This window comes from Paeniglutamicibacter sp., assembly GCF_046714615.1.
GTDB lineage: Bacteria > Actinomycetota > Actinomycetes > Actinomycetales > Micrococcaceae > Paeniglutamicibacter.
Window position 1 is genome coordinate 16480 of the sequence record NZ_JBKKAP010000064.1, and the last position, 23663, is coordinate 40142.

At 67.0% G+C, this 23663-nt stretch carries 17 protein-coding genes; 7 read left to right on the forward strand and 10 right to left on the reverse strand.

Annotation, left to right across the window (positions count from 1 at the left end; genetic code table 11):
- The 4 genes from ACLQ7E_RS07100 to ACLQ7E_RS07115 all read left to right on the forward strand — a co-directional run bounded on the left by ACLQ7E_RS07100 (position 1) and on the right by ACLQ7E_RS07115 (position 3971).
- Positions 1 to 987 (forward strand): AAA family ATPase, encoded by a 987-nt coding sequence (locus ACLQ7E_RS07100; protein ID WP_411731872.1) that lies wholly within the window; start codon positions 1 to 3, stop codon positions 985 to 987.
- Between the two features lie 17 nt (positions 988 to 1004).
- Positions 1005 to 2723 carry a cobaltochelatase CobT-related protein gene (locus ACLQ7E_RS07105; RefSeq protein WP_411731873.1) on the forward strand — a complete coding sequence of 573 codons (1719 nt, stop codon included), beginning with the start codon at positions 1005 to 1007 and terminating at the stop codon, positions 2721 to 2723.
- Between the two features lie 195 nt (positions 2724 to 2918).
- Entirely contained in the window at positions 2919 to 3320 is a 402-nt protein-coding gene (locus ACLQ7E_RS07110; protein ID WP_411731874.1) for a DUF1801 domain-containing protein, read from the forward strand.
- Between the two features lie 183 nt (positions 3321 to 3503).
- The gene (locus tag ACLQ7E_RS07115) at positions 3504 to 3971 is read left to right on the forward strand and encodes a 2'-5' RNA ligase family protein (RefSeq protein WP_411731875.1); all 468 of its coding nucleotides are present in this window, start codon (positions 3504 to 3506) and stop codon (positions 3969 to 3971) included.
- Positions 3972 to 4267: 296 nt separating this feature from the next.
- On the opposite strand, the gene ACLQ7E_RS07120 is transcribed toward ACLQ7E_RS07115, so the two are convergent.
- The 9 genes from ACLQ7E_RS07120 to ACLQ7E_RS07160 form a co-directional block, all read right to left on the reverse strand.
- A complete protein-coding gene (locus ACLQ7E_RS07120) occupies positions 4268 to 5731 on the reverse strand; it encodes a protein adenylyltransferase SelO (RefSeq protein ID WP_411731876.1) in 1464 nt (487 codons plus the stop codon).
- 212 nt (positions 5732 to 5943) lie between these two features.
- Entirely contained in the window at positions 5944 to 7026 is a 1083-nt protein-coding gene (locus tag ACLQ7E_RS07125; RefSeq protein ID WP_411731877.1) for a YeiH family protein, read from the reverse strand.
- A 126-nt stretch (positions 7027 to 7152) separates the two neighbouring features.
- The gene (locus tag ACLQ7E_RS07130) at positions 7153 to 8709 is read right to left on the reverse strand and encodes an APC family permease (protein WP_411731878.1); all 1557 of its coding nucleotides are present in this window, start codon (positions 8707 to 8709) and stop codon (positions 7153 to 7155) included.
- 79 nt (positions 8710 to 8788) lie between these two features.
- Complete coding sequence (locus tag ACLQ7E_RS07135) at positions 8789 to 9802, reverse strand: phosphotransacetylase (RefSeq protein WP_411731879.1); 1014 nt, start codon at positions 9800 to 9802, stop codon at positions 8789 to 8791.
- A 23-nt stretch (positions 9803 to 9825) separates the two neighbouring features.
- Entirely contained in the window at positions 9826 to 11220 is a 1395-nt protein-coding gene (locus tag ACLQ7E_RS07140; RefSeq protein ID WP_411731880.1) for an aspartate aminotransferase family protein, read from the reverse strand.
- Between the two features lie 166 nt (positions 11221 to 11386).
- Complete coding sequence (gene alr / locus ACLQ7E_RS07145) at positions 11387 to 12568, reverse strand: alanine racemase (protein WP_411731881.1); 1182 nt, start codon at positions 12566 to 12568, stop codon at positions 11387 to 11389.
- 166 nt (positions 12569 to 12734) lie between these two features.
- On the reverse strand, positions 12735 to 14270 hold the full coding sequence (locus tag ACLQ7E_RS07150; RefSeq protein WP_411731882.1) for a PLP-dependent aminotransferase family protein: 1536 nt from the start codon (positions 14268 to 14270) through the stop codon (positions 12735 to 12737).
- A complete protein-coding gene (locus tag ACLQ7E_RS07155) occupies positions 14257 to 15153 on the reverse strand; it encodes a universal stress protein (protein ID WP_411731883.1) in 897 nt (298 codons plus the stop codon). The genes ACLQ7E_RS07150 and ACLQ7E_RS07155 overlap by 14 nt, the downstream gene beginning before the upstream one ends.
- Positions 15154 to 15256: 103 nt before the next feature.
- Positions 15257 to 16816, reverse strand: a complete 1560-nt coding sequence (locus ACLQ7E_RS07160) for a helix-turn-helix domain-containing protein (RefSeq protein WP_411731884.1) — start codon at positions 16814 to 16816, stop codon at positions 15257 to 15259.
- Positions 16817 to 16970: 154 nt separating this feature from the next.
- On the opposite strand from ACLQ7E_RS07160, the gene ACLQ7E_RS07165 reads away from it, so the two are divergent.
- Positions 16971 to 17837 carry a GNAT family N-acetyltransferase gene (locus ACLQ7E_RS07165; RefSeq protein WP_411731885.1) on the forward strand — a complete coding sequence of 289 codons (867 nt, stop codon included), beginning with the start codon at positions 16971 to 16973 and terminating at the stop codon, positions 17835 to 17837.
- Here the strand turns inward: ACLQ7E_RS07165 and ACLQ7E_RS07170 are convergent.
- On the reverse strand, positions 17782 to 19020 hold the full coding sequence (locus tag ACLQ7E_RS07170) for an acyl-CoA dehydrogenase family protein (RefSeq protein ID WP_411731886.1): 1239 nt from the start codon (positions 19018 to 19020) through the stop codon (positions 17782 to 17784). The two genes, ACLQ7E_RS07165 and ACLQ7E_RS07170, sit on opposite strands and share 56 nt — an antisense overlap.
- A gap of 1290 nt (positions 19021 to 20310) precedes the next feature.
- Between ACLQ7E_RS07170 and ACLQ7E_RS07175 the strand changes: the two genes are divergently transcribed.
- Both ACLQ7E_RS07175 and ACLQ7E_RS07180 read left to right on the forward strand, forming a co-directional pair.
- Complete coding sequence (locus tag ACLQ7E_RS07175) at positions 20311 to 21489, forward strand: MFS transporter (protein ID WP_411731887.1); 1179 nt, start codon at positions 20311 to 20313, stop codon at positions 21487 to 21489.
- A 256-nt stretch (positions 21490 to 21745) separates the two neighbouring features.
- On the forward strand, positions 21746 to 23569 hold the full coding sequence (locus tag ACLQ7E_RS07180; RefSeq protein ID WP_411731888.1) for a calcineurin-like phosphoesterase C-terminal domain-containing protein: 1824 nt from the start codon (positions 21746 to 21748) through the stop codon (positions 23567 to 23569).
- Positions 23570 to 23663 lie beyond the last annotated feature (94 nt).

The window sequence follows — 23663 nt, forward strand, 5'->3', positions numbered from 1 at the left end:
ATGAACCAGGAATCCGCCACCCTCGCGCGGCAGGAATTGGTCTCCGTCCGCGAGACCTTCGGCATCGACAGCGACCTGCGGGTCCCCAAGTTCGCTGAAACATCAGACCATGTCCCGCCCCTCGACCCCGCCTACAGGTTCAACCCGGATGTCACCCTTGCAATCCTTGCCGGGTTCACCCACAACAGCCGCGTCATGATCCAGGGGTTGCACGGCACCGGAAAATCCACACACATCGAGCAGGTCGCGGCGCGGCTCAACTGGCCGCTCATGCGGGTGAACCTGGACGGCCACATCAGCCGCCTCGACCTGGTCGGCAAGGACACCGTGGTGATCCAGGACGGCGCCCCGGCCACCAGGTTCCAGGAGGGCGTGGTTCCCTGGGCCATGGTCCAGCCCATGGCACTGGTCTTTGACGAATACGATGCGGGGCGGCCCGATGTCATGTTCGTCATCCAGCGACTGCTCGAGCGCGACGGCGGTTTCACGCTGCCGGACCAGAACCGCGTCATCCGCCCGCACCCGCACTTCCGGCTCTTTGCCACCGCCAACACCGTCGGACTGGGAAACCTCAACGGCCTCTATCACGGGGTGCAGCGCCTGAACCACGCGCAGCTGGATCGCTGGAACATCGTCGCGGCCCTCGACTACCTTCCGGTGGCGGACGAGGTCCGGATCGTTGCCGCCCGCGTCCCCGCGTTGGCCGGCACCCCCGCCGGGCTGGAACTGATCCGGTCCATGGTGAATGTTGCAAACCTCACCCGCGACGGCTTTGCCGCCGGGGACATTTCCACCCTGATGTCGCCCCGCACGGTGATCACCTGGGCGGAGAACGTGTCCATCTTCCGCGATCCGGGCCTGGCCTTCAGGCTCTCCTTCGTCAACAAGTGCGACGAGGCCGAGCGCTTCATCGTTTCCGAGTACTACCAGCGCGCCCTGGCCACCGAACTCGACGAGTCCTACGCACTCGTGCCCGTCGGGGCCTAGGGCAAACCCGGCGCGCCATGAGTGCAGCCCCAGCCCCCGAACGCCGCGCCCAGGAAATCAGGGCGCTGTGCGCCGCGTCCCTGCGTGCGCTCGGCGCCGATCCGCGACTCGAATTGCTCGGTTCGCGCCCCTACCGCGGCACATCCGTGCTCCCGTTCAATGCCCCGCATCTCTATCCACCGGCACCGGGCGCCTCCTTCGAGTCGTTTCGCGGCGCCACCGACGGTATGGCCCTGCGCTCGCTGCATTCGGACACCGCCGCGCACCTGGCCCTGATCCCGCAATCGCCCAGCGCCAGGCTGGTCTTTGAGGTGCTCGAGCAATTCCGCTGCGAATCACTGGCAACCCTGCCCGGGGTCATCGAGAACCTCCGGGCCCGACATGTCGCCTGGTCCAAGGAATACCTGGCCTCCGGGCTCACCGAAACCTCCCTGGGCATGCTGCTTTACACGATCTTCCAGGTGACCCGCTCGCGGATCAGCGGCGAGCCGGTGGTCCACGAATCCGAGGACATGATCGAGGCGACCCGCGCGAACCTGTCCTCGACGCTCGGCCCCCTGCTCCCAGCCCTTCGCCGGAACAAACACAGCCAGGGAGACTTCGCCCCGCACGCTTTGCTGGTCGCCGAACTCGTCGCCGAGGCCGTCAGCGCCCTGGAGTCCCGGGCACCTGCCCGCCAGAGGGCCAAGGACAAGCAATCCAAGGCGCCTGAATTCTCACTGCTCGTGGATGTCGAGCACGATGCCGCGGCCATCGGGACCCTCGGAACCGGAACCAGCAGCACGCTAGAGGCGGCCGCCAACGGCTACGCCGTCTTCACGCGCGCCTACGACAAGGTGTCACCTGCCACCGCATTGGTGCGCGAGAACCTGTTGCGCGACTACCGCGAACGCATCGCCGCCCGCGTGCACACCGAGGCGGTGAATGTGCAGTTGCTGTCCAGGAAACTCCAGGGGCTGCTCTGCGTCCCCGAGCGCTCCGGCCACGATTCCGGCGCGGAGGAAGGCCTGCTCGACGGCACCCGGCTGGGCCAGCTGGTCGCTTCCCCCACCGAGCGCAGGCTGTTCAAGACCGAGCGATTCGAACCCTCCGCCGCGGCGACACTGACATTCCTGGTGGACTGCTCCGGCTCCATGAAAGGGCACGCGGAGGGGCTTGCGGCATTCCTTGACGTGTTGGTGCGGGCGCTGGAACGCATCGAGGTTCCCTGCGAGGTGCTCGGCTACACCACCGGCGCGTGGAACGGCGGGCGCGCGCTGAAGGACTGGCGCCGGGCGGGAACCCCGCCGAACCCCGGGCGGCTCAACGAGCTGTGCCACCTCGTCTTCAAGGATGCCGCGGCCTCGTGGCGCACCGGGCGATTGGGGCTTGCCTCCATGCTCAAGTCGACCCTTTATCGCGAGGGCATCGACGGGGAGGCCGTGCGCTGGGCGCTGGGTCGTCTCGAGGCCCGGAGCGAGGAGCGAAGGATCCTGGTGGTGGTCTCCGACGGCAGCCCAGCTGACGGTGCCACGGCAAACGCCAACGACGAAAACTACCTGCAGCACGATCTCGCAAACGTACTCCGCGAGGCCGAGGCAGCCGGCGGGGCCACGATCCTCGGGCTGGGGCTGGGACTGGACATGAGCCCCTACTTCAGGCGCAGCACCATCCTGGATGCGCAACGGCTGGGCGGTTCGGAAACAGTGCGGGACCTCCTGGTCCTGCTGGAACGTTCGCTGCGCGCCACGCGCTGATCGCGCGACAACCAAGAACCAAGCAACGGGCACCGGGCAACTTCACCACCCCGGGGCGATCCACGACCGTCGGCCTTTGGTGCCCGGCCGCCGCGGTCCGGGGGGCACTGGCCCTACGGGGACTTCACCGGGCCGGCGGTACGCTGGGGTTGTCCACCACGATCGAGGAGACCCATGGCAGCGAAGGCACCCGCAATGTCACCGTCGGACCTTCCGGTTGCCCAGGTACTTGACCGGGCCACGGGGCCACGTCGCGCCGAGGCCGACGAACTGCTCGAGCTCCTCGGCGAGATCAGCGGCGAGCAGCCTGTCGTGTGGGCGGGCCGCATCATCGGCTTCGGAGAGTACGAGTACCGCTACGAGAGCGGGCATTCGGGCAGCTCTCCCGTGCTCGCCTTCGCGCCGGGCCCGACGAAGCACACGATCTACCTCGTCAACGATTTTTCGGATCGCTGGCCCGACCTGATGGCCCGGCTCGGCAAACACCGTGCCAGCAAGGCATGCCTGTACCTCACACGGTTGACAGGGGTGGATCGCAGCGCACTGCGCCAACTTCTGGAACAATCACTCGCCGAGACCCGGTCCCCGGGCCGTTGAACACCGAAAGATCTCGAACGGCCGCGGTGATGGCGCGTTCGATAGACACAGGGACGGCAACTTGGTCCGCAACATGCGGACGTCGCAAAGATGAACGTCTTATGGGCCACGGCGTTCGGGACAGGAACCAGTAATGGGCTGCCGGCCCGTGGTCCCGCCGTGACCATGGGCCTATCCTGAACCATGGGTGTCTTCGTTCTCGTTGCCTTTGTCGTTCCCGCGCAAGCCGGCCTGGTCTTCCCCCGGTCCAGCTGGCCGCTGCACATCACTTTGGTTCGCTTCGACACCCGTGAAACCGCCGAGGTCGTACGCGCCCGGCTCGACGGCGTGCTGCCGGCGCGGCTGGGCTTTGGCGTGCGCATGGGCCCGGACGCGCAGTTCGGCCGCGACGGGTCAGTGCCAGTCTCGCTGGTGGAACCGGAGCCGGCCCTGCATCAGCTTCACACCGCCGCACTGGAGGCGCTGGGAGAGCAGGTCCACCTGCCCGGTGCGCAACACAACCGCTCGAACTACCGCCCGCATGTCACCCATGCCAGTGAACGCCTGCGGCCCGGGGACCAGGTCCAGATTCGACAGGCAGCGCTGGTGGATATGCGTCCGGACAATGATCCACGGCTGCGCCGGGTACTGGCCGTCTGGGAACCGGCGTAAAACAGGATCCGCCGCAGAATGCCTTGCGCCACGGCATTGGAACCTCTGCAGGTTGTGGCGTCCCGCGAGCCACGCCGCCTCCATGATGCTGCGATGGCACCGGTATTTCATTCGTCGCCAGGGCCCGGATCTTCCCGATGTCCGCGGGCTTGGGCCCCCGCTCCTTCGGCTCCCGGGCACGCCTCACCTTCCCACGCTCCGTGGTGATCTGCCGGTGGCTGGCCGGCAGCGCGAGCGTTCCTCGCCCCGGCATTGAACTATGACACGGGCAGGACCGGTATGGCCCGCACGGAGGCTCAGGTTCCGCAGAACGTCCGGTAGGGGCCGAAGCTTTCCGGGGCCGCGGCGGCGAACCGCTCGAGGCCGGGACGTTCCTGGAAGGGTGCCGTGAGCGCAGCCAGAAGCTGCGAGAACGGCCTCTGGTCGCCGCCGACGGCGGCAGCGAGCGCCTCCTCGACGAGGTGGTTCCTCGGGATGTAGACGGGATTTCTCCGGTCCATCAGATCCGCGTCCGGTTCCAGCGCCCGCCAGCGCTCCGCCCAAGCCTCGAACGCGGCCGGGGAGGGGAACATGGAGCGCGCGGACTCGGCGTCACCCCGCGCGGCCCTTCCCAGACTCCGGAAGAAGGACGTGTAGTCCACGCGACCTTTCTGAAGGAGGGTGAACAATTCCTCGGTGAGTGACGTGGCTGATTCATCGTCGAGACTGTCAGCCAGGCCGAGCTTGGCTTTCATTCCGTCCAGCCACGCGGCGCTGTACTGGGTGTGGAAGGTGCCGAGGGATGCCTGTGCCAGGGCAACGGCCTGCTCCTGGTCCTCGTGGAAGAGGGGCAGGAGTGCCTCCGCCAGTCGGGCGAGGTTCCACTGCGCCACGAAGGGCTGGTTGCCGTAGGCATAGCGCCCGTTTTCGTCGATCGAGCTGTAGACCGTGGCCGGATCGAAAACGTCCATAAAGGCGCACGGGCCGTAGTCGATGCCCTCCCCCGAGATGGTCATGTTGTCTGTGTTCATGACGCCGTGGATGAAACCCACCAGCATCCATTGGGCCACCAGCGATGCCTGGGCCGAGACCACCGCTTCGAACAGGGCGAGATAGGGGTTCTCCGCCTCCGCCGTTCCGGGATGGTGGCGCGTCATCGCATGGTCGGCCAGTCGACGCAGCAGGTCCTCGTCGTCCATTGCCCGGGCATATTGGAAACTTCCCACCCTCAAGTGGCTGCTTGCCACCCTGGTCAGCACCGCTCCGGGCAGCATGGTCTCGCGGCTAACCGGCTGTCCCGTCGCCACCACGGCCAGGGAGCGCGTGGTGGGAATGCCCAAGGCGTGCATCGCCTCGCTGATGACGTATTCACGGAGCATCGGGCCGACCGTGGCAAGGCCGTCACCACGGCGGGCAAACGGCGTGCGTCCGGAACCCTTGAGGTGGATGTCCCGCAGGCGGCCCTCGGCATCGGCAATCTCGCCGAGCAGGAGCGCCCTGCCATCACCCAGACGCGGCGAGTAGGAGCCGAACTGGTGGCCGGCATAGCCCTGTGCCACCGGAGTGGCACCACTGGGTAGCGCGGTACCGATCAGCAGCCCCAGGCCCTCGGCATTGCCCAGGGACTCGGGGTCGAGACCCAGCTCGGCGGCCAGCGGCTCGTTGAGCACGACCAGTCGCGGATCCGGAGCCTGTCCAGCCTGCCAGGGAACGGCCAGTTCGGGAAGTTCACGGGCAAATTGGCCGTCCAAGGTGAAGGTTGATTGTGCGTCGACGCTCATCTTTCAAGGGTACCTTCGACATCGGGCGGCCGGCGCGGAAAGACTGATGGTTGCCACAACCAACCGCAGTGTCCAATGCAGCATCCGGGCGGTCGACAACGGCGCGTCACCACACCGGAAAACGGGGAAGGACACCCCTGCCCGAAAACCGTCCCGACAAACGCGCCCTTGCCTCCTGTACCCGAGGCGTGCATCGAGCTGCCGCCCATGCCCTACATCTGAAGCAACAGGACTCCCGCGTAGCCGAGTCCGGCAATCAATGCCCAGGAACTCAGCGCCATGAGAAGGGAGGCACCCCTCGAGGCAAAGAGCTGGCTGATCCGCACCGCCGAGCCCAGGCCGAAGAGCGCGGCGGCCAAGACCACGTCCTGCACGATGGTCGCCACCTCCAGAACTTCCGCCGGCACGTCGAAGATCGAGCGCACCGCCACCAACGCCACGAAGCCGATGATGAACAGCGGGACGATCGGTGGAAGCTTCAGCCCCTCTTCCCCGTCATCTGCCCGGCCCTTGCGCCTGCCGATGATGCCGGCGGCGGCGACCATCGGGGCCAGGGTCAGCACGCGGGTGAGCTTGATGACGATGGCGATGGCAAGTGCCGAGGTCCCGGCGGTCTGCGCGGTGGCCACCACCTGTCCGACGTCGTGCACCGAGGCGCCGACCCATTGCCCGAAGGCTTCCGGGTCCAGCCGCAGCGGGACCATGAGCAGCGGCAGCACGGCGATGGCCAGGGTGCCGCACAGGGTCACCAGCGCCACCGGGATCACGGTGTCCTCGTCCCGTGACCTGCGCACCGCGCTCATCGCGCCGATGGCCGAGGCTCCGCAAATGGAGAAGCCGGTGGCAACCAGCAGTGGCTGGTCCCCGGGCAGCCGGAAGGCCTTGCCCAACAGATAGGTCCCTCCGAAGGCCAGCAGCACGACCAGCACCACCACCCCGAAGGTCGCCCAGCCCAGGTCCAGCACGTCGATAATGCTCAGCTTCAGGCCCAGCAGCACGATGCCGGCGCGCATGAGCTTCTTCCCGGCGAATCCCAGCCCCTTCCGCCAGGGCCCCTCCACCAGCCGGCTCGCCCCCGGAAGGTTGGCTGCCAGGATGCCCAGCACCACGGCCGTGGTCATCACCGGGATCGAGGGGACCAGCAGGTGGACCAGGAAGGAGAGCGGGACGGCCACGGCACAGGCCGCCAGTCCCGCCCAATGCCCGGCCGCCCAGGTGCGGGTCCGCCCGGCGGGCGTCCGGGAACCGGCCTCGGCCGGGGGCTGCAGGGCGGGCTCGTGGGCTCGATGCCCCATGAAGATTGCTCCGTCGCTCAATGGGATTGCCGCGGCGCCGCCGCAGGCCCCGGGGTTTCCTCCCGCCGGGGACTGCGGCCGCGCCGCGGCCGGGTTTTTGGGTACTGTTCCTATTCTGCCCGCTATTCAGGATCCCGTCGTCGTGGCGGGCCTCGCCGACTTAAGCTCGCTGCCCTCCGGGCGCGGGGCGCCCAGCACCAGGATGTCCACCTGGTCGTCGGTGAGCGTCTTGTTGTGCTTGCGGCGCATCAGGAAGAACACGACGCCCAGCAGCGACCAGACGGCCAGCGCCAGCATGGATTCCTTGCCCAGCGCGCCCGGGGACCCGGGAATCAGCAGCAGGCCCATGAAGACCAGGGAGGTCACCGCGCCCAGCGCGCTGAGCACCTTCTTGGAGGTCGAGTTCGTGCCCTCGAGGGTTCCCTCGCGGACCGGGGCCCCGGTGGTGCGAAAGAGGCGGTAGGCGCACAGGCAGGTGTAGAGGTAGGCGACGGTGACGCCGACCGCCGACATGTCAACGACCCAGGTCAGTGCCGCGCGGCCGAACCACGGGCTGATCAGGCAGACGGCGCCAACGAAGATGATCCCGATGTAGGGGGTCTTGTACTTGGGGTGCAGGCGGGCGAACATCTTCGGGACCATCTGCGCGCGGCCCATGCCCAGCAGGATGCGGCTGGCCGAGACGTAGAAGCCGTTCAGGCCCGTGCTCACGCCCATGGTGATGCCGATGGTCAGCAGGAACATGCCTGCCCCGCCCATGACACCGGTCAGCGCATCGGCCGTGCCCCAGGCGGAGTCGCCGGCGACCAGGGCCTCCCACGGTGCCGCCATCGCCACCGCGGCGATCATGGCGCAGTAGAGCAGGGCGGCTGCCAGCAGCGCCAGCACGATCAGGCGCATGGCCTTGGACGGCGGGAAGTCGAATTCCTCCGCGGCCTGCGGCACGTTGTCGAAGCCGATGAAGGCCCAGGGTGCGATGGCCACGATGGCGGCGATGGCGGCGATCGGGTTCACGTCCTTCGGGAAGGCCGGCAGTGCGTTGGAGAAGACCACCTGCGGGCTGGCGATGACGGCGACCAGGATGCAGGCGACGGCAACGAGCATGATGACGCAGGCAATGAACTGGATCTGCCCGGACAGTGCGGTGCCGCGGATGTTCAGGTAGGCGAAGACTGCCAGCGCGACCATGGAGATGACGACTTCCACCAGGTACACGTCCCAGCCGGCCACCGAATACAGGTAGCCCTGCTGGACGAAGTCGGGCATGAGCTTGCGGAAGAGCAGGGCGAGCGCCGAGGCGTTCAGCGCCACGATGCAGGTGTAGCCCAGGGTCAGGTACCAGCCGCAGAAGAAGGCGTGGGTGCGCCCGAAGCCGACCAGCGCGAAGGCAAGCTCGCCGCCGGAGACCGGGAAGGACTTGATCAGGAACCCGTAGCTGACGGCGATGAGCACCATCAGGGCGCCACCGATCATGAAGCCGGAGATGGCCCCGGCGGGACCGCCCATGGCCATCCAGTCGGTGGGGAGGATGAAGGCGCCCCAGCCCACGGCCGATCCCAGGGCAATGGCCCAGACCCACCGCGCCTTGAGCGTCTTCTCCATGCGTTCGGGCTGTTCGGGCCCGGAGCCCGGCGATGCCGATGCCATGGGAGTCACCACCGTCTTATCTGTTGTGGCTTTCATTTTAACCTCGTTCTCGGGTGGTGGCGGCGATGCCACCGCTTGCGAAGACCTGTCACCCCGGAAGGGGCGGACCGGTGGGTCAAGATTTTTGGGACTGCATCATGCTGATGAGTGAAACGTTGACGATGTCCGCGACGCTTGCGCCGCGGGACAGGTCGTTGACCGGCGCGGCCAGCCCCTGCAGGATTGGCCCGTAGGCCTGGGCGCCGGCGAGCCGTTGGGTGATTTTGTAGCCGATGTTTCCCGCTGCCAGGTTGGGAAAGATGAAGACATTTGCGTGTCCCGCCACCGTTGAGCCCGGGGCCTTGGACGCGGCAACCGATTCAAGCAATGCAGCGTCGAATTGCAGTTCCCCGTCGATCCTCAGCGTTGGTTCGGCCGCCCGGGCCAGGGCGGTTGCCGCGCGGACCGTGGAAATGCTTTCGTGCTCCGCGGACCCGGCGGTGGAGAAGGAGAGCATGGCGACCGCAGGCTCCTCACCGGTGAGGATGGCGAAGGTCCGTGCCGTGGCGCATGCGATGTGCGCCAATTGGGTGGCATCGGGGGTCGGGATGACGGCGCAATCGCCGTATCCCACATAGCGCCCGTCGGCCAGCCGCATGAGGAAGGAGGAAGAAATGGTGCCGGTGCCGGGGTCCGTGCCCACCACGCGGAGTGCCGCACGCAGCACGTCGGCGGTGGGCCGGGTGGCCCCGGCGACGGCGGCCGAGGCCAGCCCCGCAGGAACCGCCGCGACCGCCAGGAACAGCGGGTCGTCCATCCACCCGGCGGTCTTGGCGGGGCCGAGGTCCGCGACCTTGCCCGCCAAGTGGGCCCCGGCGGCGCTGTCGCGCAGCTCGGCCACGCACATGATGGTGGTGGCGTCGGTGATCGTGACGCCTTCGGTGAGTGCCATCGCCGTGATGCCTTCATGCTCGCCGACCAGGATGGTGTCCACGCCGATCTCGTTGAGCACGCCGGCGGCGGCGAGAGCGCGCGGATCGTGCCCATCGGCAAGGATGAGTGGTCCGCGGGAGCCGCCGGCGCAGCCGGCCAGGAACCGGGCCAGGATGTTTTCGTCGACGCCCGCGGGTCTCACCGTTGCGATGGTCATGAGACGGTTTCCTCCCCTGGACCCTAGACCGCGGCCAGGGTGACGGCCGGCGACTTGAGGTAGCTGTCGGCGGCACTCATCACGTGGTCGACCTTTTCCAGCAGGTCATCGAGCACGTCCTGGTCGGCGACCAGCGGCGGGGAGAGCACCAGCATGGTTGCGCCGCGGTTGTCCGGCCGGGTGATCAGGTTGACCTCGCGCATGGCCTTGGGCATCACCTTGGTCAGCAGTTCCTTGGATTCCTCGGCCGTGAGCTCGCGCCCGGTGTCCCGGTTGGCGGTGAGCTCGATGGCGTAGAAGAATCCGGTCCCGCGGTATTCCTTGATACTGGTGTGCGCCGAAACGATCTTGTCGAGTCCGTTCTGGAAGTACGGCTCGAGGCTCCTGACGTTGCCCACGACGTCCTCTTCCTTGAGCGCCGTCATGTTGGCCACCGCGACCGCGGTGGAGACCGGATGGCCTCCCCAGGTGGCCCCGTGGGTAAAGATGCCTGCCAACGGCGAGGAAAGCATGGCATCGGCCAGCGGCTTGCGGATGATGACCCCGCCCAGCGGCGCGTAGCCGGAGGTGGAGCCCTTGGCGAAGGTGATGAGGTCGGGGACCACGCCGTACTTGATGCTGCCGAACCATTCGCCCAGGCGGCCGAAGCCGGTGATGACTTCGTCGGCGACCAGCAGGATGCCGTGCTCGTCGCAAATGGAACGCAATTCCTGCCAGTAGCCGGTCGGCGGGACCAGCGCGCCGCGGGAGTTCTGCACCGGCTCGGCAAAAAGCGCGGCGATGGTGTGTGCGCCCTGTTCGGCGATGACCTGGCGGATGGCCTGGATGGAGGGCAGGTCCGCGGCGGATCCGCCCTCCGGGACGACCTCGCCCAGCGTGTTGGGGACGTGGAAGACGCCGGGCATCAGGGTGCCGAAGGCCTCCTTGTAGGCGGGGATCCCGGTGACGGCCAGGGCGCCAAGGGTGGTGCCGTGATAGGCCATGTTGCGGGCGATGATCTTGGTGCGCTCGGGTTCGCCTTGGCCGCGGTGGTACTGGCGGGCGAACTTGATGGCCGACTCGACGGCCTCGGAACCGGAGTTCACGAAGAAGACGACGTCGAGGTCGCCCGGGGCCAGCCCGGCGATCAAGGTGGCGGCATCGACCGCCGCCGGGTGGGCCGAACCCCAGTTGGTCCAGTAGGCCAGCTTGGACATCTGCTCGTACGCGGCCTTGGGGATGTCCTGGCGGCCGTGGCCGATGTTGGCGCAGAAGAGCCCGGCCAATCCGTCGAGGAACTTGTTGCCGTCCTCGTCAAAGAGGTAGCTTCCCTCGCCCCGCGTGATGATGGGCAGGTTCGGGTCGTTCCACGCCTGGCCTGTGGTGAAGTGCGGGTAGAGATGCCGCTGTGCACGATTGCGGATATCTGAGTTGGTCACGAGACCCCTCCATTCAAAGTTTTCCTGTCAGGGCCCCGGGCGCTTCCTTGCACCCGGGGATCCCCGCGCCATCCGACGTTGCCGTGTGGTGTGTATCACTCTGCCCTCATGCTGGGTCCTTTCCCAGACCCAAATTGGCTTCCCTTTTTAGGTACCAGCAGCGCGGCTACACGTAGATCCGCGGCACCCTGGTCCCCACGCGGGTCAGGATCTCGTACGGGATGGTCCCGGAGGCCTCCGCCCACTGCTCGACATGCGGCTCACCGGCGTCCCCGGGGCCAAAGAGCAGCGCAGCGTCGCCGGCGGCGACATCGTCGTCGGCCACGTCGATGACGAACTGGTCCATGCAGACCCGGCCCAGGACCCGGTACCGCCCCGCGCCGATCTGGACCGGTCCCACGGAGCTGGCACTGCGGAAGACCCCGTCGGCGTAGCCCAGCGGAACGACCGCCAGCGTGGTGTCCCGCTGTGTGGCTTCGGTGTGGCCGTAGGAGATCCCGGCGCCGGACGGCGCGCGCTTGGTCTGCACGACGGCCGCGCCCAGGGTCATGGCCGGCCGCAACGCCGGGCAGTTGGTGCGTTCCTGCACGGGCAGCGGGTTGACCCCGTAGACGGCGATCCCGGTGCGGACCATGTCGAAGTGCGCCTCCGGGGTCGCGAGGGTTGCCGCGGAGTTGGCGATGTGGCACAGCGCCGGGTCCAGCCCCAGGGACCGGGCCATGTCGATGGCGGTGGCGAAGACCTGCAGCTGAGCCGCCACCGAGGGGTGTCCCGGTTCATCGGCGCAGGCCAGGTGGGACCAGATGCCCAGCACCCGGATCCGGCCGGCGACTTCCAGTTCCCGGGCCGCGGCGCACAGCGCGGGCCAGTCCGCGATCGTCGCCCCGCCGCGCCACATGCCGGTGTCGATCTTCAGGTGGATCCGGGCCACCCCGCCGACAGCCCGCGCGGCGGCGGCGATCTCCCGCAGCTGCGCCACCGAATACGCGGCGAGCTCGATGTCCTCGGCGATGGCCCGGGCATAGGGGGCGCCGGGGGCGGCCAACCAGGAAAAGAGCGGTGCGGTGATTCCGTCGGCGCGCACCGCGAAGGCCTCCTCAAGCACGGCCGTGCCGAGGTAGTCCGCTCCCCCGTCGAGGGCGGCGCGGGCGGCTGGCACCAGGCCGTGCCCGTAGCCGTCGGCCTTGAGCACCGCCAGCAGCCTGGCACCGGCGGCGACCTTCCGCAGTGCCCGCACGTTGGCGGTGATGGCCGCCGTTTCAATGTAGGCGGCCCGTTGCGGCACTGCGCCAAGGGCGGTCTGCGGGTCTGTGGCCTGGTTGTTTTCGAGCGTGCTGGAAAGTTTCATTGCGACTTCCTTGTCGTTGGGAGGGGGGTGCCGGCGCGCGGGCACGGGCGGTGGTGCGGCGAACTGCCCGCGTTAGCTTCCACTGTTCTGCAGGGGCGCCGTTGGGCACAGATCCAGATCGTGCAGGGTTCAATGGGTCCACCGGATTGCGGGGACCGGCCCCGCGCTAGCCGGCGAGCTTGGCGATGACGCGGCCCAGCTCCCTGATGCCCGGGCGGATGGCCTCGAGCTTGATGGCCGCGAATCCCAGGCGGAAGTGGTTGCGGTTGGCGCCGGGGTCATCGAAGAAGACGTCCCCGCGCTCAATGACGACCCCTGCCTTCAGCGCCTCCGCGGCCAATTGCACGCAATCGAGGTCCGCGGGACCCGTGATCCAGACACTGACCCCGCCCGGGGGCGCAACGACCTTCCAGGGCACGAATTCCTCCAGCGCCTCGGTGAGCACCTGCCACTTGCGCTGCAGCTGGGTGCGGCGCCGCGAGATGGTGCGATGATACTGGCCCGATTCGATCAGCAGCGCCATGGCGCGCTGGGGGTGGCCCGGGATGTGCCGGATCTTGTAGCGCCGCTGGTTCCGCAATTCGGTGATCAATTCCGCCTCGGCCACCAGGTACCCCATGCGCAGCCCGGGGGCCAGGAACTTGGTGAAGGAGCCGAGATAGATGACGTGCCCGGAGTTCGGCAGGGCCTTCAGCGCCGGGGTGGGCTTGCCTCGGTAGCGGAACTCGCTGTCGTAGTCGTCCTCGATGATCAGCGCCCCCGCGTCGCGGGTGCCGGCCAGGATCTGTTGGCGCCGGCTGCCCGAGAGCGTGACGTTGGTGGGGCTGTGGTGGCTGGGGGTGAGGTAGAGCAGGTCAAGGTCCCCGAACGCCTCGGGCGGCACCAGCCCGAGTTCGTCAACCGCCAGCGGGCGCAGCGTGGCCCCGGTGCGCGCGAAGGTGTGCCGGGCATCGACGTACCCGGGGTTCTCCACCCCGACCACGGTGTCGCTGCCCATCATGGTCTGCGCCAACAGATCCAGCCCCTGCTGGGAGCCGGCGGTGACGAGGATGTTTTCCGGCCTCGCCAGGATGCCCCGGGCCGGAAGGACCCGCTTGCACAATACCTCGACCAGGTATGGGTCGTCTTCGTCCACCGAGTCGCGCAGCGAGTAGAACAGGTGCGGCGCATCCAGGGCGTCGCGCAGCGCCCGCGACCAGGCCAGGCGCGGGAAGTCGCGCTCGTCGACCTGCCCTGCCACAAACGGGTAGGGGTAGGAGGACCAGTTCCGGACCTTGGTGATTTCGGGCATGCCCGCGTCCTCGCGCGGACGGATGTGCCGGGACCAGTCGACGGCCGTCCCCTCGGCCGTGGCGGTGGCGCCATCGAGTTCGCGGTTGCGCAGCATCTGGGTGTTGATGAAATAGCCGCGGCGCGAGCGCGACTCGATCATGCCCGAAGCCAGCAGTTCCTGGTAGGCGGCGTTGACGGTGTTGCGCGAAAGCCCCAGTTCGCGGGCCAGGTCTCGCGAAGAGGGCAGTGGCTGATCGGGCACCAGGGTGCCGACAAGGATCTGGTGTTCCAGCGCCTGCCGAAGCTGCCGGTAGAGCGGCTCGCCGGACTCCGTCGAGACCGCAATGGGCGCCAGGACCCGATCGCGCAGTTCCGGAAGCAGCTGCCGGACTTCCGGGCCACCGGGGCGCGCGATCCTAGAGAAATCCATGGCTGGCGCCCGCCGGGATGGGGACGTAGAAGCGCGGGACGACCACGATGGGGACCGGTAGGGCGCGCAGCATCTTGTTCGCGGTGGACCCCAGGAAGATCCGGCTTCGCTCCGCCAGGCGGCTTGACCCGAGAAGGACGATTTCGGACTCGTCCCAGTCGAGGGCATCGACGGCGGCTTCGGTCGAGCGGCCCTGGGCGACGTCGGCGGTGACAATCGTCCGGTTCCGCACGCCCGCGATGGCCGTCTCGAGGGTCTGCCGGGCGTGGACGCGCGCCGCGTCGATCCGGTCGCCGTGGTGCTTCTCGCCATCCATGGCCACCAGGGAGATCAGCCGCAGCGGAACGTGGCGGACGGCGGCGGAGTCCACCGCTGCCTCCAGCACCGAGTCCGCCCCGGTGCGCGTGCCCAGGGCACAGGTGATGCGGGTGATTTCCCGGGGCGGGAGGTAGCCCGAGGGAGCCAACGCCACCGGAACCGGCGAGGAATGCAGTAGGGCGTTGGCCACGGAGCCCACGGTGAACCGGCGCAGCGGCCCGGTGCTGGCGGCTCCCACCACGACCAGGTCGGCCTTGAACGCTGCCACCGCCTCGAGCAATCCCTCGGCCATCGACGCGGCAAAGCGGATCTGGGTTCGCGCGACCATGCTGGAGGGCACGAGCGCAAAGGCCCGGTCCATCCATTTTTGGGCGGCCTGCTGAAGGAACTCCTGGTACACGCGCTCACTCCGGGTGGCGGCCTCTGCCGGCGGTACCCCGGGAAGGATGTGGACCAGTTCGATCTCGGCATGCGCGGGTGCTGCCAACGACCTGGACAGGGCAAGGGCCAGCGAGATTGCCTCGCGGCCTCGCTTGTCCTCGGTGCATCCAACGACATACCGCATGGCGTGGGGTCCCCTTCACTGGGAGTCGGTTCGGGCTTTCCCCCTCATGCCTACCAGTTCGCGGTGCCGGGCAGAAAGAATGACGCACGTGTGACGCGGCACACTATTTGTCCATCGAGTGCTGCGCCAGGAAGGAATACACTTCGGTCTCGTCCACACCCGGGAAGGCCCCTTGCGGCATGGCAGCCAAAAGGTGCGTCTGGGCACGCGCGCTGGGCCAGGCCTGGCCCGCCCACTGCTGTTGCAGTTCCAGTGGCGGGCGGCGGCAGCAGGATTCGTCCGGGCACGTGGACACGGAGCGCTCGGTGGTGTCGCGTCCGCGGAACCACTTCACGTGCACGTAGGGCACCCCGATGCTCAGCGAGAACTTCCCGGTGTTGGAACGCTCGGTCCGCGCGGTGCACCAGAAGGTTCCTGCCGTGGTGTCGGTGTACTGGTTGTAGGCGCTGAACTGGTCGGCCACGTCGAAGACCTCACGGCTGGTCCAGTGCCTGCACACCGATTGGCCCTCGATGGCGCCCATGTGGTCCATCGGGAAGTTCACGCCGTCGTTCTCGTAGGCCTTGTGGATGATGCCCGACTCGTGGACCTTCTGGAAGTGCACCGTGATGCCCAGGTGCTCGGTGGCCAGGTTGGTGAAGCGGTGTGCTGCGGTCTCGTAGGAGACAGCGAAGGCGTCCCGGATGTCCTCGACGGCGAGCTCCCGGGCGCTCTTGGCGCGCTGCAGGAATTCCACGGTGGCCTTTTCGGGCATCATCAGGGAGGCTGCAAAGTAGTTGGTGGCCACGCGTTGGCGCAGGAACTCGGCATAGTCCCCCGGGGTGGCGTGCCCCAGCACGTGGTGGCCGAAGGCCTGCAGCAGCACCGAGCGGGTGGAATGCTCCGAGCGCTGGGACTGGGTGAGGTAGACCCGCATGTTCTTCAGGTCGGTGACCGAGCGGGTGGAGTGCGGCAGGTCCGAGACGTTGTGCAGGGAGAAGCCCAGGTGCGAGGCGATGTCGGCGACCTGGTGGTGCGAGAGCGGCCCGGCGGTGTGGCCGATGGCCTTGAGCACGCGCGCGGCTTCCTTCTCGATCGCCGGGAAGTAGTTGTTGCGTGCCTTCATCTCGCCGCGCAGTTCCGCGTTGGCGCGGCGTGCCTCTTCGGGGGTGGCCGATTGCTCGTTGAGCCGTCTCTCCAGCTCCCCTTGCAACCCGACCAGGGATTCGAGCACGTCCATGGGCGTGCGCGAGGAGATGCGCACTTTGGGGAGCCCGAGCGATTGGTAGAGCGGACCGCGCTGGGCGCGCTCCAGCTCGATCTCCAGGGCGGCGCGCCGGGTGGGTGGCGCGGCACCGAGCAGCTCGTCCAGCCCGACCCCGAAGATGGCGGCCAGGGACTTGAGCATGCTGAGCTTGGGCTCGCGCTTGCCGTTTTCCATCAGTGACAGTTGGCTGGGCGCGGTGCCCACGGCTTCCGAGAGGTCGTCAAGGGTCATTGCCTTGGCCTTGCGCAGGTGCCGGATCCGCCGGCCGAGGGAAATGATGTCCAGCTGCTCGGCATCTTCCTGCGACAGGACGCTCTTCTCCGGTGTTGCAGGCCGGTTCCATGTGGGGGTGCTCACGTTTTCAGGGTACGCGAAGAAGTGGAGATCTTCCCAGCACTTGACCAGAAAAAGCTGCATTGGAAACGCCAAACATGCGTTTCGGGGAAGTTGAATGCCGAATCCGCCTGCGTGCATAGCCGCCCACGAACCACCAGGACTCGATGTGGAGCTATTCGCGTCGGGCTTTCCCGCCGCTCAACGGGGGTTGTGCCGAACCCACCGCCCTGAGAGCATGAAACCGGTGACTGACCATGCGAAATACCTCGAGGCCTACGACGACCAGCTCCGCACCGACGCCGAAACGCCCAGCGCGATCCGAGTGGACCTGCTGGACACCCTGCGCCTGGTGACGTTCGTCGGAGGGCGAGGCTTTATTACGTACCGGGATCTGGGATCCCTTGACGAATTCGGAATCGCCACACTCGTCGGCCGGGCGCTCGACCATTTCCGCAAGGATCCGACGATCGCCGGCGTCGAGTGGAAAAGCCGGGGGCACGATCATGCACCGGGGCTGCACGAGGCACTGCTGGCCCATGGATTCCTGCCCGACGAGCCAGAATCGATCATGATCGGAGCCCTCGAGGGATTATGTGCCGATGTCCCGACCCCTGACGGGGTCGGCCTGCGGCGGATCACCAGCGATTCCGATGTACGCACCATGAGCGAGATGGTCGAGCAGGCTTTCGGCAACCCCTCCAACACCCGTCTTGCCGATGCACTCATCAACCGACTGGCGCACAACGACGGCATGGAGCTCTGGGTGGCCGAGACCGATGGGCGCATGGTCAGTGCGGGCCGGCTCGAGCCCGTGCCTGACACCGACTTCGTTGGCATCTGGGGCGGCGCCACCCTTGAGGTCTACCGCGGGCGCGGCATCTACCGCGCCTTGACGGCTGCACGGGCGCGGTCGGCGCTGGCCCAGGGCAAGAAGCTGGTCCACAGCGACTCGACGGAGTACTCGCGGCCCATCCTTGAACGCTCGGGCCTGCTCAAGGTCTCGACGACCACGCCTTACAACTGGTCCCGCAGGCCGCGCCGCCCGACTACGCCTTTTTCGACGCCCCGATGGCCCAGACCCGCGGCAGGGCCACGCCGTTGACGGCGTGGTCCCCCACCAGGCGGGCCTTGTAGACCCAGGGGTTGTGGTTGCCCGCGGTGCGGGCGTTGCGCCAGTGGCGGTCCAGGTTCTTGGTGGTGCTGGTGGCCGAGGCGGCAAGCGCATCAAAGGCATGGGTCACCGCGTTGAGCACCAACGGGGTCAGTGCCACCTGCGCCTGGGCCGAGGCCAATTCAGCGGCGTCGTTGGCAGCCTCGTCCTCCTGCTCGGTGACCTCCCCGGTGTGGATCCCGACGGCGGTTTCGGAGGCGCGCTGCAGGGAAACGGCCACGCGTTCCACCGCGCCTGCCGCGACGAATGCTGCGGCGGAAACCTCCCCGACGATTTGCAACAGCTGCGGGTCCTGGCCCGCCACATCGGCCGCCGCGTGGCTGAAGGTGCGCTTGCGCGCGGCCAGCTCGGCGGCGAACTCGCGTTCGACGGCGCGCGCCGTTCCCGCCAGCACCGCCAACAGCACCTCCTGGTAGAAGGCGGTCTGGTACTTGAACCGGGTGTCGAACTCGATGAGGTTCTCCGCGGTCACGACGGCATTGGTGAACGTGGAGGTCCCGGTGCCGGTGGTGCGCTGGCCAAATCCGTCCCAGTCGTCGTCAAGCCGCACGCCGGGCTGGTGGGCGTTTACCGCGGCAATGACGCGGGTGCCGGTGTCGGTGCGCTGGGCGTAGGTGTCGATCCAGTCGGCATAGATCGACCCGGTCGAGTAGTACTTGGTCCCGTTGACCACGAACCCGCCGTTGCCGTCGGGGCTGACCTTGGTGTTCACCTCGCCCACGGCCACGACCCCGATCTCCGTCCAGGAGTTGCCGACCAGCTCGCCGGCGACAAAGCGCGCCAGCCACGCATCGCGTTCCACGCCGGGGGCGGCGACGAGCCGGTCCTCCACGAACGCGAAGTGTGCACGCAGCGCCTGGGTGATGTTGGGGTCGGCCGCCGCCAGTTCGGTCAGCAGCTCGAAGAGCTCGGGCAGCGTGACACCCGCGCCTCCGTGGGACTCGGGCACTCGCACCGCGCCGAACCCGGCGGCGGCCAACGCTGCCACCTGTTCGCGGGGAAGTGACTGGGTGCGGTCGCGCTCCGAGGCGCCTGCGGCGATGTCAGCGAAAAGCGGGGCGAAGCGTACCGAGAGCTGCTCGAGCCGGCTGCGGGAGAGGGACGTCGTGGTCATTGTGGGCTCCTGGTCGTGTCAACGAATCGATCGAAATGGTTAGGACATCTGGTTTGAAGCGCGAACCTTCAACAACTTCGGTGGCGAAGAACTCGACAAGCCCAACTCCCCACGGGCACGGCAAGGCCGGTTCGAGAACGGAAGCGCGCGATCGCCATCGTTCATGGCTGAAGCACGATCCACGAACCGCTCCGTGAACTTGCTGCGGCGTCAACAAGCCAGGTCTCTCGGCCGCTCTGGATGGGTACCCTTTGATTCAATCAGGCGCAATTGGCCGACGAAACCCGGATGACACACGACGACCAACGGTCGATCCCTGACGTCACTCAAGGTCTTGTTTGTCGTCCTGCATGGGCAGGTGGGGACGTTCACTATCGGGAACCCGTCAAACGCCGCAAGAAATATTCACCTTTCGTCATGTGACTTGGAGCAAGCCACAAGCACGTGAACCTGATCTCGGGCTCCAGTGAACCGACACGGCGACAGCAAAAGATGTTGTCGGATTTCATGCTCAGATCCGGCCAACAAATCTAGAATTGAGGTACGCATAAAGGACTCGGTGATGACAATGAAAAACAGAATTCCCCGCCCTGAGAACACCGCGGGCAGGATTTCAAGGATGGGGCCTGCAGCCCTGCATGGTTCGGCATCAAGCCCCGGGCTCCCGAATCTGGCCGGTGCCCAGATCCCTGGCCCTGGCACCAAGCATGTCCTTTACGGAGAGGATGGCAGGTTGTCCGACGCGGCCGCCGGTCCGTGGGAGCTTGACGGCCATTTGGGTTCCCGCGGCGGGCTTCGCAGTTTTCTGGGCAGGATCTTTGGACGCTGACAGCCCGGCAAGACGTCCAATACGTTGAGCCCCGGGGTGTATGGGTAGGTGAAGCGCGGTAGCCATCTTCGTGGTTGCCTGCGCTTCGCTTTCCCGTGTCCCGTCCGCGGCAGGCTACTGAACCGAGATCGATAGTGGGAAACATTTGGGTTGTCGACGCTCACCATCCTTGGGTTCCGGGTGTGTTCGGACTGCCCGATGCGGCTTAGCAGGTAGGCGCATGCAGTCGAGGCTGCCCTGCAGGCGCCCGGCCACGTTGTCCCGTGAATTTTCATGGCCCCACCGTTGGGAACACTCTTCAAGACTTCGACGCTTCGCGCTTTCACGGTGCGTCCCGTCCCGACGGACCGCAGCAACCCTGGACGCCGGCGATGCGCGCGCCTCGTCACGAAAACCGCTTGCTTCTGCCCCGTCTGGTTACATGTATCGAGAGATGAGCGTGGAAAGGGACGAACGCATACATGGCCAAGAAATCGACCGCAGCACTGGGCACGATACCCGACCCGGTACTGCGCTCCATCGGCTTCCTGGCTTTCTTTGACCGCTTCGCCACCCCGCCCATGCTCGTCGCTCTGGCAACTTTCACGGATCTTTCACTGGCCCAGGCAGTCCAACTGGTCGCCGTCTATGCGCTTTTCTACGCATTCGGACAACCCTTGTGGGGATTGCTTAGCGACCGGTTCGGTCGGCTGACAGTGTTGCGAACGGCTTTGCTCGGGGCCGTGCTTGGCGCCGTCGCGAGCACCCTGTTCATGACCTACCTGCCGTTGCTCGTGGTCCGGGCATTCACCGGTTTCATGTTTGGTGCCCTCTATCCGACCTTGCTCACGCTGCTGGGTGATACCCGGACGGGGATCGACCGCGCTCGGGGGCTCTCGGACCTGCAGATCTATTCCTCGCTGGGGGCGACCCTGGCCACCCTGGGTGCAGGAGCCGTGGCGACCTTCGTGGATTGGCGGCTGGTCTTCGGGCTTCCCGCGCTGGGGGCCTCGACAATCCTCTTCGCACTGGCAAAGGTCGCAGCCCCTCCAGTAGTCCGCGGCCGCTTCCAACTGCGGCGCGCCTTTACCGGGGCCACGGTTGGCCTCTATGTCATTGCCCTGGTGGAAGGCATGGTGTTGCTCGGTGCACTGACCTACATCGTGCCGGCGCTGCAGCACGCCGGAGTGGGGATCGGGGTGGCAGGGCTGTTGGCCACCGGCTATGCCGTGGGGGTGATTCTCGGGGCCCGCGCCATGAAGATGTTGGTGCACCGTTTCTCCCGGACCCAGCTGATCTGTGCCGGCGGAACGGTATTGACGCTGGCTTGCGGGATCTCCATGCTCTGGCCGGTGCCGACGGTGGTCACCGTGACGGCGACCTTGATCGGCGTTGCCAACGCGGTCATGCACTCGTCAATGCAGGGCTGGGCCACCGATGTCGCACCGCAGGCCCGTGCGACGACCGTCTCCTTGTTCGCCGCATCGCTGTTCCTGGGTGGCTCGCTGGGAATCTTCGCCACGGCTTCGTTGGCCGAAACGGGCAATTACGCAGCCATCTTCGGATACGGTTTGCTTCTTAGCGCGGTTCTGACGGCGACCGCGACCATCGGGCACGCCATCTGGAAGCGTCGCCACGGCGAACCGGCCACCCACGACTGACGACACCGTCGCGATTGCCGGGCGGTCCACCCACTTCTCCATTATCGGGCAACCTCAACGCGCCTAGGCTCGTTGCCGCCCGCAGGCTAGTTCCAACAGGTCGCGGAGCGCTTGACCCTTGAACCATACGTCGGCAAGTCTTCACCGACAGGTCCCCTCGCTGGACCTCGATCCCGGTGTGCCATTCACCTGCGCTTGGAATGTTGATGGTGCCGACGAAATGGTCGGCAGGTTTCCCCCAACCCGGAGGTACATCGTGCAGTCGTTCGCCCATACGCCCAAAAAGCGCCAAACCCGCCCGATCGGCATCACCGCCGCAACCTTGGCTATCCTTGCCGCAGCCGCTTTGGTCTCCCCCGCCGCCAGCGCAGCCCCTGCCGAAAGCGACTGGGACGCAGCTGCCTTCCGCGGCACCGTCGATGTCGTAACGTCGACCGGCGACACCGCCGAGCAGGCGATCGATGGAATCGTCTTCGATGACAAGAACAAGAACTCCAAGCAGGACGCCAAAGAGCTCGGCCTGAACGGCGTGACCGTGTCGAACGGACGCGACGTCACAACGACCGATTCGAAGGGCCGCTACGAACTGCCGGCCTTCGACAACATGAGCGTGTTCGTCACCCAGCCGCGCGGCTACCAGGTACCGGTCGACGAAAACAACGTCGCCCAGTTCTCCTACCACCACCTGCCCGAAGGTTCCCCGGAGCTGAAGTTCGGCGGCATCGCCCCGACCGGCGCCCTGCCTCAGGCAGTGAACTTCCCGCTGGCCAAGAGCAAGCTGACCCAGTCCCCCGAGCAGCACTGCCTGATCGGCGGCGACATCCAGACCTACAACCAGGACGAGGTCGAATACGCCCGCAACGGCGCCTTCGCCGACCTGGCCCAGCGCACCGACTACGAGGGCTGCGGCGCCCTGTTCATTGGAGACGTGGTCGGCGACGACCTTTCCTTCTACCCGCAGACCCGCGAGCTGGCCAGCGTCCTGAACGGCCCGGCCCGCTTCCTGCCCGGCAACCACGACCTGGACTTCGACTCGGCCACCAGCGAGCACGCGTTCGACACCTTCAAGGCCAACCTCGGCCCGGATTACTACTCCTACGACGCCGGCAAGGCCCACGTGGTCGCGCTGAACACGGTCGAGTACCCGACCAAGCAGCCTGCAGCGAAGGGCGACTACACCGGCGCCCTGGACGAGCAGCAGCTTCAGTGGCTGCGCAACGACATCGCCCAGGTACCGATGAACAAGGTCATCGTGCTGGCCGCACACATCCCGCTGCTGGACTTCGCCGACCAGGGCAGCGCCAAGCACCAGGTCAAGCAGGTCGCCGAGATCTACGAACTGCTCGAAGGCCGCGAGGTCGTGGCCCTGGGCGGACACACCCACAGCATTGAGAACATGCGCGAAGGCGACAAGCTCGCAGGCTGGAACGACATCTTCGGAATCGACGGACTGCCCTTCACCCACATCACCGCCGGCGCGATCTCCGGTGACTGGTACTCGGGACGCGACGGCGAGAGCGGCTACCCGCTCGCCCTGCAGCGCGACGGCGGACGCCCGGGCGTGCTGACCCTTGACATCAAGAACACCGATGTCGTCGAGCGCTTCACCGTCCGCGGCGAAGACGACTCCGTGCAGATGGCCCTCGGCCTGAACACCCCGGCCTACCGCGACTGGTACACCGCTAACCTCGGCAACAAGGGCAGTGCCCCCGAGTTCGAGAACCCGCTTTCCGTTTCGAAGGCCGATCTGGCCAACGACACGTGGCTGACCACCAACTTCTGGATGGGTTCCACCGGCTCCACCGTCAAGGTGAGCGTCGACGGCGCGGCATCCACCGAAGCGACCCGCACCCAGGCGATGGAAGGCGAAGCCCCGCTGGTCGGCGCCGAGTTCTCCGACCCGGTGGCAGTTGCCGAGCAGCTGGTCAACGGCGGCAGCGTCGCGGACCGCTCCATGCACCTGTGGCGCCTGGAACTGCCCTCCGGCCTCGCCGTCGGCGAGCACACCGCAGAGGTCACCGCGACCGACGTTCACGGCCGCGAATTCACCGAGGCCCTGACCTTCGAGGTCACCGAGTAACACCCCGCTTCACAGCTTCAAACGCACCGGCGGTGCGTCGCGGCTCTCGGGCCGCGGCGCACCGCCGTCGCTTGTGGACTTGCCGCTTGCCGCC